We start from the raw sequence: 18,120 nt of genomic DNA on the forward strand, positions 1-18,120 counted from the left end.
TTAGTTTAAGCATTGGCGGCGCTTCGCACCGTTCATCTTTACTGAGATTGCAATCTAACCGAGAACTTTGCGTGAAGTTGCGACAACGTTATCAACGGTGAAGCCGAACTTCTCATAAACAACTGGGCCAGGAGCCGAAGCACCGAAGGTATCCATACCGATAACTGCGCCTTCAGAACCGACATACTTATGCCAGCCAAAGGTGCTACCAGCTTCAACACTGACGCGCTTCTTAACGGATGCAGGAAGTACGGATTCTTTGTACTCATCAGATTGCTCGTTGAAGAGTTCTTGACAAGGCATCGAGACAACACGCACAGCCTTACCTTCACCAGCGAGAATAGCCGCCGCCTTGGTTGCCAACTCAAGTTCAGAACCTGTGGCGATGATGATTAATTCAGGATTGGCAACATCAACAACACTATAAGCACCCTTCTTCGCACCTTCGATGGAAGTACCTGCAAGGTTCTTTACATTTTGACGGGTAAAGGCGAGGAAGCTAGGACGCTTACGGTTAGCGATCGCCACTTGATAAGCAGCTACGGTTTCATTAGCATCCGCAGGACGGATGGTCAGAGCGTTAGGAATTACACGTAAGGAAGCAATGGTTTCTACGGGTTGGTGAGTAGGCCCATCTTCACCGAGCATTACGGAGTCATGGGTCAAGATGTACAATGCACCGATTTCCGCCAATGCCGAGAGACGCATTGCGCCACGCATATAGTCAGCGAATACGAGGAAGGTTGCACCATAGGGGATTGTACCGCCATGAAGCGCCATACCGTTCATGATTGCGCCCATACCATGTTCGCGCACACCAAAGCGGAAGTTACGACCTTCGTAGGAACCGTATTGGAAGTCAGGCAGACCCTTAACATAGGTCATGTTGGAGTGAGCCAAGTCCGCAGAACCGCCCAAAAATTCGGGAAGCACAGGAGACAATGCGTTCAAGCAAGCTTCAGAAAGAAGACGGGTTGAGGTTTCCTTTTGAGCAACGGGTTCAAGTGCCTTTTCCCATCCTTCAGGAAGTTCGCCAGCCATGATCCGCTTAAATTCAGCAGCTTCAGCAGGGTAGGCAGCTTCGTAAGCAGCAAAGCGCTCATTCCACTCAGCTTCAGCTTTAGCACCTTTCTCGATCGCTTGACGGAAACGAGCTAGAGCATCAGCAGGCACTTCAAAGGGTGCATATTCCCAGCCGAGGTTAGCACGAGTTGCAGCAACTTCATCCGTACCAAGAGCCGCACCGTGAACGCCAGAAGTACCAGCTTTCTTAGGAGAACCGTAACCAATGGTGGTGGTAACAACGATCAAGCTAGGCTTGTCGGTCACAGATTTTGCTTCTTCGAGAGCCTTAGCGATCGCATCGAGGTCTTCGTTACCATCAGCAACATAGGTAACATGCCAACCGTAAGCTTCGTAGCGCTTGCCAACGTCTTCAGTAAAGGCAAGATCGGTGCTGCCATCGATGGAAATGCTGTTGCTGTCATACATCATGATCAGCTTGCCGAGCTTGAGGTGACCACCCAAGGAAGCAGCTTCAGAGGCTACGCCTTCCATGTTGCAACCATCGCCAAGAATGACGTAGGTATAGTGATCAACAATGTTATGTCCGGGCTTGTTGAAACGGGCAGCCAAATGTGCTTCGGCGATCGCTAAACCAACGGCATTACCAACACCTTGACCGAGAGGACCTGTGGTAACTTCTACGCCTGCGGTTTCAAAGTTTTCAGGGTGTCCGGGGGTAGAGCTGCCCCACTGACGGAATTGTTTAATATCTTCAATACCGACACTGTCATAGCCAGTGAGGTGTAGCAAGGAGTATTGCAACATGCAACCATGTCCTGCGGAGAGGACAAAGCGATCGCGATCAACCCACTTAGGATTTTTAGGATTAAACTTTAAAAACTGATCGAACAGCACAAAAGCCATTGGTGCTGCCCCCATCGGCAGACCGGGGTGACCAGATTTTGCTTTTTCGACCGCATCGATCGACAAAAAGCGGATGGAGTTAATGCAGAGGGTCTCAAGAGTTTGAGGTTTCGAGGGTGCAGCGACCATAGTTACAATTGCTTAGAAAATTTTTGTACTCAATCAGGTACATTTTCCCTCAAAACTGTCCCATAACAATAACAAATTTTAATATTTGGTAGCGTCTTACTCAATTGATCTCTTCAAAGTTCGTTAGACACAGCTCAAAATTCTGCATCTACTCACTTCTAACTCAAGAATTATTTGGTGCGGTGCGAAGCACCGCACCAATAATTTGTCTATAGAGACATTCAAGACAAAGCTGAAACAAAAATATAAAAATTTAAGTCTGTACTTCTCTCGGCGATCGCCATTGGTTTTATAGAAGTTTTTCAAATGAGCATATGCTTATTTGAAAACACAAAATCAATCTTATTTAAGGTTTTTGAGCTTTCACGATGCTGGCACTATTCTTGCTGTCTCAAGCTGCTACACTTTATGCCCCAATATCTGCTGTGGTAACACAACATCAGCAATCAGTAGTTTTTCCTAAAAATCAAAATAGTATTACATCTGCTTCAACTCTGATGGCAGATGCCCAAATCTCAAAAGTTAGTAATTCCCCAAAAACTGCGATCGCTCAATGCTCCCCTGATGAATTCAAGAGCTTTTTTGAGTTGTTTGTGCGTGACTCTTTGGGGAGAGATAAGAAACTATTTAAGAATTACATGACACATAAAATTTCGTTTAAAAGTCTACCAATAGCCCCCCTAAATCCCCCAATTCTGGGGGACTTGAATCTGGTTTCCCCCAGAATTGGGGGGCTAGGGGGGCTAAGATTACAATTCTTAAATGGTTTCTAAATATGTTTCGTCAGAATTCCAAATTCGAGACTATCAAGATCCGAGTTTGCTAGTGATGGTGATCAGAGACAAAGACTACGTGGATTTTAGAATTGGGGCGATCGGCAATAAATATGTCAATCTTGCTCCTTTTCCCAAATATACTGGCGATGGTGAGGTATTAAAAAATCGATTAAAACTAGACTTTCAAAGAATCGATGCCAAAACGTTTCGCGTGAATTACATCAGAGCTGAGTTTCTTAATGACAAGAAAGATGGAGATGGAACTCTAGTTAGAACTTATGGAAGCCCAGAAGCTTATATCTTTGAGCATCGTGATGGATGTTGGCTTTTGACCCAATCATTACGGCATTATAAGGCTTGGAAAGAATCAAGGACAAACAATACGTTTACCAAAACCCCTTTGGTGATTACCATACGTGACGGCAATCTACGTGGCGTTCGTTTAGGTAAGGATGATAGTACATATCGTTATGATCGCGTCATAACTGCATATACAGATTTTTTGTACTATAAAAAGCTTGATGGATTTGGATATGCGAGGTCAGAACAACGGGATCATTGGCGTGAATGGAATGTAATTCGTGATGCCGTCAATTCTGAGTTGATCAGTAGACCATTTCGTAGAATGGTGAAATGCTCTGGCAAAGATACTTATACATATGAATTACCAGAATATGACGATTTATCAGGTACATATACTAGTCAATCGCTCGATCGCATTGCTATGGCAATTGTGGAATATCAGGCTTCTCAATCCGCAATAAGGTTGAGTCCAGAAGCATTAAAAGATCGATGGTTAGAGATTCGCAAAAAGATATCTATCAATACAAACATTGCATGTGTGATGGCGAGAGGTTAGATAACCCAGAGCTTTTTACAAGGTTTCTGCAAAAAATATTCCCACTTAGTAAGTGAAGGTGGCACGAAGTGCCACCTTCACTTATTTGCTTTTTATGCCGTTACCGCAGGGCGGGACAGTTTATTGAAAAATTGGTGGATCAAGAGAAATTAATCTAAACCTGTGTCGAAATTCAAACAATTGTTACGGCAGCTTAAAATCAGTGATCCCTAACAATTTAAGTATTACCATATACATAGATAGGAAAAAAATCCTAAATCAAGTTCTCTAGATATTCCTCTAAGGGTGATAGTTATGAACGGCTTAACACAAAAATTCATGAATATGGTGGAATATTTAAGCGATGCGATCGCTAAAATTTTCACTCCTAGTAAAGATGATTTTCCTGCTACAGGGGAACAACCTTTCACTGGTGATCCTGCCTCTGACCATTCTAAGTAAGTCTAGATCTAAGGTGTAGGGGTGTACTTAGTTTTTCATCTTTATCCCTAAATTGAAGTATTGCTAGTTTTTATAAAAAAGGGTTTCACTAATTAATTTGTAGTGAAACCCTTTTTGCTTAATCCTTATGTCTCGACGCTTTGATTTGATCGATAAAAAATTCTTCTAAGGTTTGACGCGCTAAATCGATCGCGATCACCTTTGCGCCAATGCTAGCAAGATAGGTCAAAAATTCGGGTAAGTCCTTGGCTAATTGACCATGCCAAGTATCTCCTTGAAAAATAAGATGTTGTAACCAAGGTTGTAACTCTGCCTCAGTGCCCCCATGTCCGCTAACCTGATAGGACTGCTCAGTACCGAGTAATTCATTGAGTGTTCCCATGGCGACGAGTTCGCCCTTATTGAGAATACCAATGCGATCGCAGATTAACTCCACATCTGACAAGATATGACTGTTGAAAAATACAGTTTTGCCCTGTTTCTTGAGCATGAGAATAATTTCCCGCACTTGATAACGTCCTACGGGATCTAGCCCAGACATCGGTTCGTCTAAGAAAACCACTTCAGGATCATTGATCAGCGCTTGAGCAACTCCAATTCTTTGTACCATCCCCTTAGAATATTGACGCAATTGCTTTTTGCGTGCAACGGATTGGGATAGCCCCACAAGGTCAAGTAAATCGGCAATCCTCTGACGACGCAAGGATGGCTCCACACCAAACAAGCTCCCAATAAAATCGAGTAGCTCCCAGCCTGTTAAATAGTCATAGTAATAAGCATTTTCAGGTAAATAACCAATAGACTGCTTTGCTGTGCGATCGCCAAGGGGATACCCTAAGATTTCACCCGTTCCTGATGTGGGCTGCACGATACCAAGCAGAATCTTTAATAATGTTGTTTTTCCAGCACCGTTAGGACCTAATACACCAAAAGTCTCGCCTTTACTAATGGTCAGCGACAAAGACTGTAAAGAACTAATTTTTTGATTTAGCCAAAAACCAGTACGGTAAACTTTGCTCAACCCATCAGCCATGATGGCGTTGCTTTGGATAATTTGTTTTTGGGATTCGTTAGTCAATACTTCTACCATAGCTGCGATCAAAGCTGCCAAGTTCATGCTTTCAAGCAATATTTTAAATCACTATTCGCATTACAGTACTTTGCACTAACTCAAAAATCTAAGAGTTTTATAAAAGTGGGCTAACTTAGCCCACTTTTATAAAACTCTTAGATTTTTAAACATCACTCGCGTTACTTAGCGAAAATCCCTTGATTTTTTTGGATCACCTTGCATCGAGAGATCAAAAATTTGATAGCAGGATTTACCCATTGATTTAGCTCGATACATGGCAATATCAGCATCGACGAGGATTTCTTTAGGACTGTGATAGCTTTCCACACTAAACGCCATGCCCATACTGATGGAAATTTTAATATCCTGCTCCGCTAAACGACAGGTGGGTTCCATTGATGCTTGAATTCGTTCAGCCGTAATAATCGCATCCTGTCTTTCTTTTAAATTCTCTAATAAAATCACAAATTCATCTCCTCCCAATCTCGCCACGGTATCGCCCATCCGCACTGATGCACATAACCTTTGCGATACCTCGATCAAAAGGCGATCGCCAATGAGATGCCCTAAATTATCATTAATCGCTTTAAATCCATCCATGTCCAGCAGAATTAATGCAAAGAGATAACCATGTCTTTGGTATAGCGAAATGGCATGTTCGATGCGATCGTTTAATAGATTACGATTAGCTAACCCCGTCAAATTATCGTGAAAAGCATCATAGGCAAGCTTGGAGTTGATTTGTTGGAGATGTTGCTTGGTTTCAATTTGACGTTGAATAATACTACTAACGCCTATTGTCATTATTAAAGTGATCGGCATGGCAATAGGTATCCAGTAACCATAGGAAAAACTCACAAAAGCACAAATTCCCCATCCACCAATAAGAATCAATAAAACCGCAAACTGTTGCAATGTTTTGCTAGACCGCATTACCCAAGCAATAACAGTCCCACCTAATAAAATCAAACCCCAATTCCAATGCTCAGGAAGAACTCGTAGCGCGTTTTGTTGCAAAAGATTTTGGAGGATAGTGGCATGTAAATGAACACCATAAGTAGATTGAGCTTGATCAAATGGTGTAATTAAAGGTTCCGAGCCAGTTGCGGTTAGCCCAATCAGTACAATTTTGTTTTGAAAATTTTGTTGAGAAATTCGATCTTCGAGCACATCTACAAAGGAATATTGGCGCATTTTTTGCGGTCGATGCGACCAATTAATGCCATAGGGAAGATTGGGCTCGGGCATCGGGACTGTCCCTTGCACTAGGTTATAGGCTTGCAAGGTTGCCATCGCTAGCGATGGGGTATCTTCCATATATAGATGGGTCTGACGCACAATGCCATCACTATCTTTAGTCTCAACAATCTGCCCAATACCGATCGCTGATTCCGCCAAAATTGATACTGGTTGCAATTGTTTGCCATTTGCCCCCCAAGCCTGAGCGAGCACTACTCTTTGATTTGCTGTGATAGCTTTGGCTAGTTGTGTATCGGCAGGGCTAGATTCTGACCACAACAAATTGATCGTAATTGTGCTTGCACCTGCCTTGGTAAGTTTTTGGATAATGGGAATATAGCGATCGCGTGACCAAGGAAAGCGTCCTAGTTTTTCGATACTGACATCATCGATCGCAATAATTACTAAACGCTCATCCCAATGGCGATTGCTCCGTAAATTGGTAAAGCGATTGTAGGCAAAATATTCAAGGGGCTGAAAAGCTCCAAGCTTGAACAGGATTGCTACCATCGCAGTTGATATTGCCCAAGGAATATATTTCCAACCTATCGGTACTATTGGTTTAGTAGATGACAAGATCATAGGTGCGCTGCTTGCCCGAAGGTGAGGTGACAATTACCTGAATTTCTGCCCGATAAATGGAATTAGTAGTTAGTACTGCTCGAAACTGACCATCTCGATCTACATTTTGCGCTACCCCATCAATTGATACTGTATTCGCAAAGTCAACATTGCCAACCAAGATTACCTGTCGCTCTCCATTCTCAAAAAGTTTGATGACTTGATAATCTATGTCGGTGTTATCTTGAATTGGGACAGGTTGTGAAGGTGGTTCACCAACTATAGTCTGATTTTGAAATCCTTTATTTACTAGAACATCTATATTTTGAGCAGAGGTATTGACAGCACCATCAAGTGTAGCAAGGACAGTCCGCCCATCATTTTTGACATTAACCACATACTCTGTGCCACGTACACCTGTAATCACCGCAGGTGTCTGGATGTCAAATCTTGAACTAGGATTCGTAAAACGTCTGATCCGCAAGCGTACTATGCCCCTTGGTACTAGAAGGTTAGTAATTCTTCCATTGTCATTGCTAATCTGCAAGGAATTGATCCGCACCGTTGTTTGTTCGGCAACATTGACAAACCCCACTCCCGTATCAACACTCAAGACGGCTGTTGATTGTCCCGATGTCACAATTTCATCGCCAATATTTGTGAGGCGATCGCCTTTACGGGCAGGACGATTAGTATTCTGATTACGAAAGAATACATTGCCTTGTATTTGCTCTACTTGTAAATAACGATTGGTTTTGACCTGCACTTGTGACTGAGCACTGCTCAATTCTACTTTTCCGCATAGCACCAAAATACAAGCTGCACTACTATAGCAAAGTACACCCAAAAACTTTTTGTTCCAGAATCTTTGACGAGTAAGACTATTGCTCATACTTAGGTATAAAGATGAAATACAAAAACTAAATATTTATGTAGCGCTTTTCAAGCAGACGAGTTACATAGGTTTATTTCCTCGCCTTCGGTGGAGAAATAAACTTGTACTTCACTAGAATGGAAAACTCTATATACCTAGATTAAGCCTTTATTAGACGTAAAAAAGTTAATTTCAGTAACAAACTAAACAAATCTAAGACAAAAAATTAAAAAGGCATCAAAATACTAGAGAATAATTTGCATTAGTGAGACAAACTAATTGCGAGTTCTAATAGCCTAAGCAATCTCTAAAACCTATGGATACTTTGGTTTAGGGGGTTGGCTTTACTTTCAATTTGAAAGAATTAAACAGTTCTAAGTAGCTAAACATAATTAATAATCAGCAAAAAGCTGTAGTGTAGACACAGCTTACACCATAGTTTTTTAAGTTTTATATTAGACCTCTTGCAGAACCGAAAATATAATAAATTTAGCGGCTTTACTCAATCTTATTGAAAGATTCCACTCTATATTTAATTACGCTTAGCTACTTAGTTACTTAACTTTTACAACTTCAGAATCAAAAAATTTGCTAAGCAAATTTTTTGATTCTGAAGTTTGAGAGAGGGTTGGCATAGCCAACCCTCTCTCAAACTTCGCCAAAAATCGACGTTAAATACTAGAAGACTTTGAGTGATTCAATTTCCATTTCAGATAATCTTCTACTGTTGGGAAATATTGCATCACTCCATCTAAGCCTTCAGGTCTACCTTTGAGATAACCTTCTAAATATGCCGAATCATCTTTACGTGGCAAAACTCCCCCGTCGCGATCGCGTTGTCCTTCTTGATAACGAGTTTCTCTAATGTTTCCGAACATAATACTCACCCATCCCCTTTTCACGCTTTGAAAAGCTTTTTAGATATGTCTCTATTGTATCTGGTATAACAAAAACGAACAAACAGTCTTGATTGTGGAAAGCATAACTAAAAGTGATTGTAAAAGGCTTAAGCATCAGCCTAAAGTATGATGCTTAAGTTTAGTTAATGGTATGCAAGAATCTCGATCCGATTGCCAGCAGGGTCACGTAGATAAAAGCGATCGCAATTTACTAATGGTTGGAGATCGGGAATAATCTCAACGTTCAGCTTTTGTAAATGCTGACGAAAAGCTTCCAAATCCTCGACTTGAAAAGCGATATGTCTTCTCGTTGTAGCGTTATGGATTTCTGGTTCCGTCGCAATATGAACTTGAGTATTCCCCAGTTGATACCATGCACCTACAGCTTGTAGTGATGCAGGTTTTGGGATTTCCGATAATCCTAGCGCCTGACCATAGAAAAAGAGCATGTCCGCTTCTAATTCAGGGGTGGAAGTAACTTGGATATGGTCGATCGCTTTAAGCCACATATTTTTTCTCCTAATTGATTTAGCTCAAAAGTGTAATTGAATGGGCGCATCGCGCCCACTCAATTACACTTTTGAGGTTTGGACTTCTGATGTTTCCAAATCTGGTTCGCGATAGTCTGCTAATGCGCCGAGATTTTTGAGACTGGGGAATAACCAGAGAGTAGCAAATACTACGGCGATCGTGCCAATACCACCACCGACGACAGCAAGAATAGGACCAAATACTGCTGCTGCTAAACCTGACTCAAAGCCGCCTAGCTCATTGGATGCGCTGATAAAGACGCTATTGACAGCAGCAACTCGACCGCGTAAATTTTCGGGGGTGCGAATTTGGACGAGGGTATGACGAATGACAACACTAATCATGTCGAGCGCTCCGCTAAAGACTAACATCAACAATGAGAGCCAGAACCAACGGGATAGACCGAAAATAATCGTGACTATGCCGAACCCAACTACTGACCAGAGCATCGCTAAGCCTGCACGACGGAACGGTGGCAAGTGAGCGATAATTACTGCCATCGTTAAGGCTCCAATTGATGGCGCAGCTTGGAGAAAGCCGAGTTCTAAGGGACCAACTTGGAGAATATCCTTCGCAAAAATTGGTAACAGGGCAGTTGCGCCGCCAAGAAGAACTGCAAACAGATCAAGGGAAATCGAAGCAAGAATTAGTTGATTATGCCAAACAAATTTGAAACCTGCGGATAGCGCCTTAATCGATATTGGTTCTGAAGAATAAGTAACAGGGCGTTTGGGAATGACTGCCACAGCGATAAAGCAAGATAGCGCCGCCAATGCCGAAAATAGATATACTCCCGTAGCGTTACCGAGAATGGCGATCGCTAATCCACCTAAAGCGGGTCCCGCAACAGCCGCGATTTGGAAACTGCTACTGTTCCAAGTGGCGGCATTGGTAAACATATTGATGGGGATTAACTGCCAGACAAAGGCATCACTGGCGGGTTTCAGGAATGCACGACCAATGCCAATCAAGGTAAGAAGTATATAGATCCATGCGATCGCCCCTTTACCATAGGAAATCGCCGCAAGTCCGAGGGAGCAGAGTGTGAGCAGGAAAATGGCAAATAGGATTGTCTTTTTGCGATCATGGCGATCGGCGACATGACCCGTTAATAGCGTTAACAGGATCATCGGTGTGACTTGTGCTAAGCCCACACCACCCAAGGCTAAGGCGGAACCTGTGCGATCATAAATCTCCCAACCAAGGGCTACGGTTTGCATTTGGAAGGAAGTGAAAATGAGAATTCTACCGATCGCAAAGAGGCGAAAATCACGAATTCTGAGTGCCGCAAAGGGATCAGGGCGATCGGAGAGATGGTTAATTTCAGGTGAGGTTTGCGAAGATTTTTGATTGGGGCTTTGCGGATGGGAACTCATGGTAATGCGTAAAGAAAAAGCTTCACGGAGTAGATTTGGATTCAAAAACTTGGTAGAGAAGCGCTAAACTGTCATCAATTTTGGCGATCTGTTCCTCACTCAGGGAGTCCAGCAGATCGGCGATATAGGCACGGGTTAAATCTCTGGCAGCATCAAGATGGGCTTTGCCGTCGGGGGTCAATTTTAGAGAAACGCGACGACGCTCCGATGGATGGTCACAGCGATGGACAAAGTTGCGTTGGACAAGGCGTTCCGTATTCGCTGAGGCAGTGGCACAGGTTACGCCTAAATGTTCTGAAAGTTCGACTAAGGATGCACCGGGGTTACGATCTAAAAAAGCTAGAGTCCGAAACTGGGGAACCGATAGTTCAGTTGCCTTGCGATCGCGCATATCAGCGCGAATAAATCGCATGACTAAGGGAATTGTTTCCATTACTTTTGCCGCACATTGTTTGGATAATGTGGAGTCCAAGACTGGAGTAATGGATTCTGAAGCTGATTGGCGAACTGACTTTTTCGATCCCATGGGATAGTTAACTCTTAGCTGATATTGGTTGTTACAGGGCAAAAGAGTATCCCTTTGGGATACTCTTTGTCATTTTATCCCGTTACATTCCAATCTGACGATATAGGCGACCACCAATAAAGGTGAGGGTAATCAGGACTAACACCAAAACTACTGTGTCAAAGCCATAGCCATAGATACTTGTGCCATTCAGGAGCATCACCCCCCGCAGGGCATCAACCTCATAGGTCAGGGGGTTAATATGGGACACAAACTGCAACCAAGGCGGCATAATCTCGATCGGATAAATGGCATTACTGGCGAAGAATAAGGGCATGGTCATCAATTGTCCCATTCCGTTAAAGCCTTCGCGGGATTTGACTAAACACGCCACGATGATCGAAAAAATTGAGAAACAAGCTGCGCCGAGCATCACGATTAGTAAGACACCTAACATGGCGATCGCACTAAAGTTAAGCTGCACTCCCAAAGCAAAGGATAGGAAATAAACAACCAACACCTGTGATAAACAGCGCACACCCGATGCAACCCCTTTGCCTAAAACAATGGCGGCGCGAGGAGTAGGACTGACCAGAAATTTATGGGCTAATCCTAGATCCCTTTCCCAAATTAGCGACATCCCGCCACTAAAAATTGATACAAAGAGAACACTCTGAGCAAGAATGCCTGCCGCCATAAAATCTAGATAGGGTAAGCCATTGGTCGGAATACCACGAATCCTCGTAAATACCTGTCCGAAGATCAGCAACCACAACACAGGCTGCACCGCCCGCACGATCAGATCCGTAGGATCGTGACGCAGTTTCCGCACTTCCAGTTCGGTAATGATCAGCGTCTTATTAATAAATTCAGCGATCGCCTGCCAAAGATTGCGTTTTTTAAGCCGTCTCGAACCTTGCGCCAAATTATCCCAACCGTTGAGCCGTCCGCCGATTTCTAGATGTTTCACGATAATCACCTCCTCCTGTTGTCAATTGATCGCCTGTGTAATGGATAAATACATCGTCCAATGTGGCATTCTCACGATTGAGAGAAGCTTTGAGTTCGCTAGGAACGCCTGTGATAACTACCTTGCCCGCCTGCATAATCGCCACGCGATCACACAAACTATCAGCTTCTTCCAGAAAATGCGTTGTCAAGATAATCGTGGTTCCATACCTTTCTCGTAATTGCTTCACCAATGTCCAGACATAGCTACGGGCAAGGGGATCTAGACCCACAGTTGGCTCATCGAGAAAGAGAACTTGAGGTTGATGCAGCATTGACTGCGCCACTTCTAAACGACGAATCATCCCGCCCGAATAATTTCGTACCAGCCGATGAGCCGCTTCTTCTAAACCCATAAATTCCAATACATCACGAATGCGGGTTTCGCGATATTTGCGAGGAATGTCATAGAGTTTAGAAAAAATCAATAGGTTCTCATAACCCGTGAGGCTACCGTCGGCGGATAGTGACTGCGGCACATAGCCGATCGCTCGACGAATTTCGGAAGATTGATGGGTGAGGTCTAGACCTGCGATCGCGGCATTACCAGAACTGGGAGGCAAGAGCGTCGTCAGCATTTTAATCGTGGTACTTTTGCCAGCCCCATTAGGACCTAATAAACCAAATACCTCACCCGCTTTGACCTGAATATTGACATTATCCACCGCCCGCATTTGTCCAAAATCTCGCGTCAGCGATCTCGTCTCTAGCATTAAATGTTCATCGCTATAGTTATGCTCAAGATGATCTTGAGCATTGTACTGCTCGGTGTTTCCATGAAATCTAGTCACAGTTAGTACTGCTCCTTAACTTAATCAAATTTATGCAAATGAAAGAAAAAACAAAGAAAAAAACAAAGAAATAATGAGAATTAAATAGTTAGATACTCTAATAATTTTGACTAACTATTAGAGTATCTAACATTTTGATATATGACAACCCCAATCGGGTTATTTTTGCGGAGAGCTTGTTTTGTGATTTGTCTATAGCAACTTGCCAGACGAATTATGCAAGATGTTGTTTGAGAATATTGCCTAATATGGCAATGCCGCGATCGATATCTTCTAGGGATTGAGAGAAATTGAGGCGAAATGCGGGATAGCCTTGCCCATCAGGGAAAAACAGCTTACCTCTGCCAATGAGTACCTGTTGCGCGGCGGCTTCCTGTCCAACAATTTGCATTGGTGTGTGATTGGGAAGTTGTACCCAGATAAATAACCCACCATTGGGAACTGTCCAGCGTACGGAACTAGGAAAATGCTGTTCCATTGCTTGCAGCATTCGATCATGTCTTTGGTGATTGATGGTACGCAAATGATTAAGATGGCGGCGATAATGTCCAGAGGCAATATATTCGCTAGCGATCGCTTGAGTTACGGTGGAGACATGCAAATCATGGAGCAGTTTTAGTTCCACTAGAGCTTGATAATGCTTACCAGTAGATACCATATAGCCGACTCTCAGCCCCGGCATCAGTGATTTGGAGAATGTACCAATGTAGGTGACTAAATCACTACGATCTAGAACCTTGAGAGGGGCGGGGGCTGGTTCAAAGTTCAATCCTTCATAGGCATTGTCTTCTAAAATAGGACAGTTATATTTTTCCGCTAGGGAGATTAACTCGCGGCGATGGGATTGCGATGTCGTAATTCCTGTAGGGTTGTGCAGGGTGCTGACGGTATAGATCAGCTTAGGTTGGTGACTACGCAAATATTGATGGAGCAGTTCCAAATTCATGCCATCATTCTGCATGGGAATACCAATCACCTTGATACCCATCTTTTCTAAAATTGCGATCGCGCCATGATAGGTCGGACATTCCACAATTACCCAATCCCCTGCACGGAGATAGTACTGAAATGCTAGGGATAGAGCCTGTTTAGAGCCATTAGTAATAATCAAATTATCCGCCGATGCCTCCAGTCCCAATTTCCATGCGAGCATCTGCGCTACCTGCTTGCGAAGGGTAAACTGTCCTTGGGGGAAGTCATAGCTAAACAGCACGTCAGCTACCTGAGTCATCGCTCTACGGGCAATTTTAGCCAGATCTTCTAATCCCGATGGGCGTGGAAATCCTGAAGTAAAGTCAATCACATCGGGATGTAGCTGCGCTTGCAGAGAATCCATGTACTGATCGAAAAATGACTCGCCCCACTTACTGGGAATTACAACCTCTTGATCGGTTTCAAGGGTAGAACTACGCTCAGGGGAAAGCATCGCATTATTCACAAAGTAGCCTGCGCCTTGCTTAGCAGACACTAGACCATCGGCTTCAAGAACACTATAGGCTTCGATCACAGTCAACTTATTTACCTGCACACTTTCGGCGAGAGCACGGATCGATGGTAGTTGCTCTCCTGCTTGCAGCGCTCCCGATGTAATCAGATGACTAATGCGATCGCGGATTTGGAGATAGATTGGCTCTTGGGCAGAGCGATTTAAGGGAATTCTCATAGGGCAAGCACTACTGAGATAGTGAAAGCAGTATATAGCGATCGCCTCTCAAATTACCTAGTACAATTTTCACTAATTTTACTAGAACAGTGAAATATTTTGCCAACTGTACTAGTAAAATTGCTTAAATTTGTACCTTCCGCATCCTCTAACTAAAAGATAACAATAGGAATTGTGAAACCTTCGCAATTGGGATAGCAAAATTATGCGAGTCTCTTTTATTCCTAATCCTATTAATATTTGGGAAGCTCTTGGCAAAGCCTTCCAAAATATCACCCAAGCTACCTTTAATCAAAATGACGAAGCCAAAGTTTGGCAAAAAACTGATCGCTTGGGTAATTCCTACTGGTGTGTTTACGATCCTAAGACTGGTCACTCTGCGAACTTTGGTACAGAAGAAGAAGTGATGAATTGGATTGAAAGCCATTATTATTTCTAGTCCTGAAATGAGAGTATAAAGCGCTCAAAACAGAATAAACAAGTTTTTACAAAGCAACCTTTGTAAAAACTTGTTTGAGGTTCTGCTATTTTCGGTTTGCACTACAATAGGAGGAACTTTTACAAGCCTACCCAAGTACCTAAACCAATGATTGAACTCTACTATTGGCCGACTCCAAACGGTCATAAGATTACGATCTTCTTGGAAGAAGCAGAACTAGAGTATGAGATTTATCCCATTGATATTCGCGTTGGCGACCAGTTCAAACCCGAATTCCTGAATATTTCGCCGAACAATCGGATGCCTGCAATCATCGATCGCCATCCATCGGATTTGGGAGATGCCATATCTGTATTTGAGTCGGGAGCGATTTTGCAGTATCTCGCCGAGAAAACAGGAAAATTTTTACCCACAGCTTTGCGCGATCGCACTAATGTCATGCAATGGCTATTCTGGCAAATGGGAGGTTTAGGTCCAATGGCAGGACAAAACCACCATTTCTCGCAATATGCACCCGAAAAAATTCCCTATGCGATTGATCGGTATGTAAAGGAAACCAATCGTCTCTACGGAGTCCTCAATCATCAACTCGAAGGAAAAGACTACATTACTGGCGAATACTCGATCGCTGATATGGCTTCCTACCCTTGGGTACTCCTTCACAAGCATCAACAACAAAATATCGAAGACTTCCCCAATCTTCAGGCTTGGCTGCAACGCATAGGTGATCGCCCTGCGGTGATTCGCGCCTACGAACGCGCTAAACCCTTTGCTAATCAACCAACGATTACCGAAGAAAGCAAGAAAATTCTCTTTGGACAGACTGCGGAAAATTTACAAACTAACAAATAAATTTGAAATGTACAGCTTCAATACTCAAAGACCTTGTTAATAGTGTTACTGAGCAACACTGTTAACAAGGTCTTTGAGTATGAATTAATTGTCAAATGGCTCTATATAGGAAGAATTAAGCGATAGGACTGAGCTTTAATCAGAATAGAGAGTCCTAGATAAATTAAGATCAGAGGACAGATTTTGCTGCCATAACGAGTAACTAAAACAGAAATTCCAGGGAAGCGAGTTAGGCTATAGGAACATAGACACCAGAAACCAACAGTCATGTAGCACATGCTCAAGATCACGCCAAGACTAGGTAAGCTACAAGTAGCAAATAAGGGGACATAGACTGCGATATTGTTGCCTCCATTAGAGATATGGACAGCAGTAACTCGATGAGTCTTAGGATCACGAAGGGTTGACCATAGTGATTGCTTAATGCGAGGTCTGCCAACTTCCGTATGGACACGCTCTAATTCATCGGAGCTATCATTATTTTCTTCTTTGCTTAGTAGCTGATTGATCCCAATAATGATGGGTAAGCATCCCAGCAAGCCAATCCACATGTCAGGAACTACCATTCCGACAAAGAAGCCAATCAAACTAATGCCGACTAACACCGTAAATCCAAGGAATTCGCCAACTACGACATGACGGGGACGAAAGGTGCGACTTACTCGACTGAAGAATGATGTGAGATAAATATTATCGTCAAGGGTTGTTGCCACTGCAACTGCGAGACCTGTGGCGATTGTCCCTTCTAACCAACTCATCTTGAGTTCTCTCCTTCCAATTTGCTTGTTTAATTGAGTTCATATTATTAGCTTTTTTCTATAGGAACAAATATTCTTTCTTGTCAAAATGATAATTTGAATTTATCAATAAGAAAGCATATCGACATTTTTCTTGCAGGCTCAAGAATAGAAGTTTTGGATTGTAATATTGAAGGCTAAAAGTATTGACGAGATTGACTTTTACTGTTTACAAAGCATCAATTTGCGAACCCTGTTAAGCCCAATATCAATCACTTGAAGTTATCGTTTTAAAAAGAAACTATATTTGATTTTATTAGTTGCGATCGCTATATTGAATTCATTCGTAATGAAACTTCAATACAAATAGATTCCATCTTTTTAACGCGAGAATTCCGTTAATTAATAATATGAATTCACTACTAACCTCAATCCCTACAGCAATAACTGCATTCACTGCCACGAACCTTGATGACGTACTTATTCTGTTGCTCTTTTTCTCACAGGTAAGTGCAGCATTGCGTAAACGGCATATTGTGCTTGGGCAATACTTAGGGTTTGGAGCGCTAGTGGTAGCTAGTTTATCTGGATATTTTGGTGGACTATTAATGCCCCGTGACTGGATTGGCATGTTAGGGATTTTACCGATCGCAATTGGTCTTAATCGTCTCTTCATCCCCGATACTGAAGATGCCGAACCCGAAGATAACCTACAAGAAACATCAAATTTTTGGTTCTCTAACCTACTTTCTCCCCAAGTTTATAGTGTAGCGGCTGTTACTTTTGCTAATGGTGGCGACAATGTAGGGATTTATGTCCCGCTCTTTGCTAGCACTACTTTGGAAAGCTTGCTAGTGACTCTAGGTGTGTTCTTCTCGATGGTAGGAGTATGGTGCTATACCGCCTATCGCTTAATCCAATTACCTGCGATCGCGGATGCCTTGACCCGCTATGGTAACTATCTGGTTCCTTTTGTGTTGATTGGATTAGGAATTCTGATCATGATCGATAGTCATACCCTCGAAAATCGTGGCTTAGCCGTTCTCAGCTTACTAATTGGTGGCTTAGTTGTCTTAAACCTCGGTCGTAATATCGCTGAACTCAACTCCTCTAAGGAGCCACAACTAGAAAAGAGCTCTGGTTAGCATCTAGATTTCTCAAGCTCCTATTTTTTATCAAACCTTGACTTTTTAGGAGGAAATTCTATGAAACTAATTCAATCTTTACTTGTCATTTTTGTAGTGCTGTTTAATTTGGCGATCGCTCAACCATCCTTAGCCAATAAACCACCCGTTACTAGTAATCCTGACTACATCTCTGTAACTGAAGAGTTAGCAAAGGCAAATGATCCCACGGAAATTGCCAAACTCCAATTTGAGAAATACATCATTGAAACAGGTGAATCCTTTGCTGAATGCCGTAACCCTGATTGACTGACA

At 42.8% G+C, this 18,120-nt stretch carries 18 protein-coding genes; 6 read left to right on the top strand and 12 right to left on the bottom strand.

What is annotated here, in order from left to right; all coding sequences use genetic code 11:
• Positions 1 to 54: 54 nt before the first annotated feature.
• Entirely contained in the window at positions 55 to 2,058 is a 2,004-nt protein-coding gene (tkt, locus tag HC246_RS22010) for a transketolase (protein WP_169365565.1), read from the bottom strand.
• A gap of 762 nt (positions 2,059 to 2,820) precedes the next feature.
• Between tkt and HC246_RS22015 the strand changes: the two genes are divergently transcribed.
• On the top strand, positions 2,821 to 3,693 hold the full coding sequence (locus tag HC246_RS22015) for a hypothetical protein (RefSeq protein WP_169365566.1): 873 nt from the start codon (positions 2,821 to 2,823) through the stop codon (positions 3,691 to 3,693).
• Positions 3,694 to 3,987: 294 nt separating this feature from the next.
• Positions 3,988 to 4,134, top strand: a complete 147-nt coding sequence (locus HC246_RS22020) for a hypothetical protein (protein WP_169365567.1) — start codon at positions 3,988 to 3,990, stop codon at positions 4,132 to 4,134.
• 118 nt (positions 4,135 to 4,252) lie between these two features.
• Here HC246_RS22020 and HC246_RS22025 read toward each other — a convergent pair whose 3' ends face one another.
• The 10 genes from HC246_RS22025 to pdxR form a co-directional block, all read right to left on the bottom strand.
• A complete protein-coding gene (locus HC246_RS22025) occupies positions 4,253 to 5,224 on the bottom strand; it encodes an ABC transporter ATP-binding protein (protein ID WP_169365644.1) in 972 nt (323 codons plus the stop codon).
• A gap of 165 nt (positions 5,225 to 5,389) precedes the next feature.
• Positions 5,390 to 7,027 carry a CHASE2 domain-containing protein gene (locus HC246_RS22030; RefSeq protein WP_169365568.1) on the bottom strand — a complete coding sequence of 546 codons (1,638 nt, stop codon included), beginning with the start codon at positions 7,025 to 7,027 and terminating at the stop codon, positions 5,390 to 5,392.
• Positions 7,008 to 7,898, bottom strand: a complete 891-nt coding sequence (locus HC246_RS22035) for a FecR family protein (RefSeq protein WP_169365569.1) — start codon at positions 7,896 to 7,898, stop codon at positions 7,008 to 7,010. The genes HC246_RS22030 and HC246_RS22035 overlap by 20 nt, the downstream gene beginning before the upstream one ends.
• A gap of 653 nt (positions 7,899 to 8,551) precedes the next feature.
• Positions 8,552 to 8,758 (bottom strand): hypothetical protein, encoded by a 207-nt coding sequence (locus HC246_RS22040; protein ID WP_169365570.1) that lies wholly within the window; start codon positions 8,756 to 8,758, stop codon positions 8,552 to 8,554.
• A gap of 164 nt (positions 8,759 to 8,922) precedes the next feature.
• Entirely contained in the window at positions 8,923 to 9,288 is a 366-nt protein-coding gene (locus HC246_RS22045) for a VOC family protein (protein WP_169365571.1), read from the bottom strand.
• A 63-nt stretch (positions 9,289 to 9,351) separates the two neighbouring features.
• Complete coding sequence (locus tag HC246_RS22050; RefSeq protein WP_169365645.1) at positions 9,352 to 10,686, bottom strand: MFS transporter; 1,335 nt, start codon at positions 10,684 to 10,686, stop codon at positions 9,352 to 9,354.
• A 22-nt stretch (positions 10,687 to 10,708) separates the two neighbouring features.
• Positions 10,709 to 11,212 (bottom strand): MarR family winged helix-turn-helix transcriptional regulator, encoded by a 504-nt coding sequence (locus tag HC246_RS22055; protein ID WP_169365572.1) that lies wholly within the window; start codon positions 11,210 to 11,212, stop codon positions 10,709 to 10,711.
• An 82-nt stretch (positions 11,213 to 11,294) separates the two neighbouring features.
• The gene (locus HC246_RS22060; RefSeq protein WP_169365573.1) at positions 11,295 to 12,161 is read right to left on the bottom strand and encodes an ABC transporter permease; all 867 of its coding nucleotides are present in this window, start codon (positions 12,159 to 12,161) and stop codon (positions 11,295 to 11,297) included.
• On the bottom strand, positions 12,118 to 12,912 hold the full coding sequence (locus HC246_RS22065; RefSeq protein WP_169365646.1) for an ABC transporter ATP-binding protein: 795 nt from the start codon (positions 12,910 to 12,912) through the stop codon (positions 12,118 to 12,120). Before HC246_RS22065 ends, HC246_RS22060 begins: the two co-directional genes overlap by 44 nt.
• A gap of 292 nt (positions 12,913 to 13,204) precedes the next feature.
• Positions 13,205 to 14,653, bottom strand: a complete 1,449-nt coding sequence (pdxR, locus tag HC246_RS22070; protein ID WP_169365574.1) for a MocR-like pyridoxine biosynthesis transcription factor PdxR — start codon at positions 14,651 to 14,653, stop codon at positions 13,205 to 13,207.
• Positions 14,654 to 14,858: 205 nt separating this feature from the next.
• Here pdxR and HC246_RS22075 point away from each other — a divergent pair, with 205 nt between their 5' ends.
• Together HC246_RS22075 and HC246_RS22080 are read left to right on the top strand one after the other, a co-directional pair.
• Positions 14,859 to 15,092: a hypothetical protein gene (locus HC246_RS22075; protein ID WP_169365575.1), complete on the top strand. Its 234-nt coding sequence runs from the start codon at positions 14,859 to 14,861 to the stop codon at positions 15,090 to 15,092.
• 147 nt (positions 15,093 to 15,239) lie between these two features.
• Positions 15,240 to 15,944, top strand: a complete 705-nt coding sequence (locus HC246_RS22080; RefSeq protein WP_169365576.1) for a glutathione binding-like protein — start codon at positions 15,240 to 15,242, stop codon at positions 15,942 to 15,944.
• 101 nt (positions 15,945 to 16,045) lie between these two features.
• Here the strand turns inward: HC246_RS22080 and HC246_RS22085 are convergent, their stop codons facing one another.
• Positions 16,046 to 16,702 (bottom strand): cadmium resistance transporter, encoded by a 657-nt coding sequence (locus tag HC246_RS22085; protein WP_169365577.1) that lies wholly within the window; start codon positions 16,700 to 16,702, stop codon positions 16,046 to 16,048.
• A 389-nt stretch (positions 16,703 to 17,091) separates the two neighbouring features.
• On the opposite strand from HC246_RS22085, the gene HC246_RS22090 reads away from it, so the two are divergent.
• A complete protein-coding gene (locus tag HC246_RS22090) occupies positions 17,092 to 17,826 on the top strand; it encodes a cadmium resistance transporter (protein ID WP_169365578.1) in 735 nt (244 codons plus the stop codon).
• 60 nt (positions 17,827 to 17,886) lie between these two features.
• Positions 17,887 to 18,114 carry a hypothetical protein gene (locus tag HC246_RS22095; protein ID WP_169365579.1) on the top strand — a complete coding sequence of 76 codons (228 nt, stop codon included), beginning with the start codon at positions 17,887 to 17,889 and terminating at the stop codon, positions 18,112 to 18,114.
• Positions 18,115 to 18,120 lie beyond the last annotated feature (6 nt).

The sequence above is a fragment of the Pseudanabaena yagii GIHE-NHR1 genome (assembly GCF_012863495.1).
In the GTDB taxonomy this organism is placed as follows: domain Bacteria; phylum Cyanobacteriota; class Cyanobacteriia; order Pseudanabaenales; family Pseudanabaenaceae; genus Pseudanabaena; species Pseudanabaena yagii.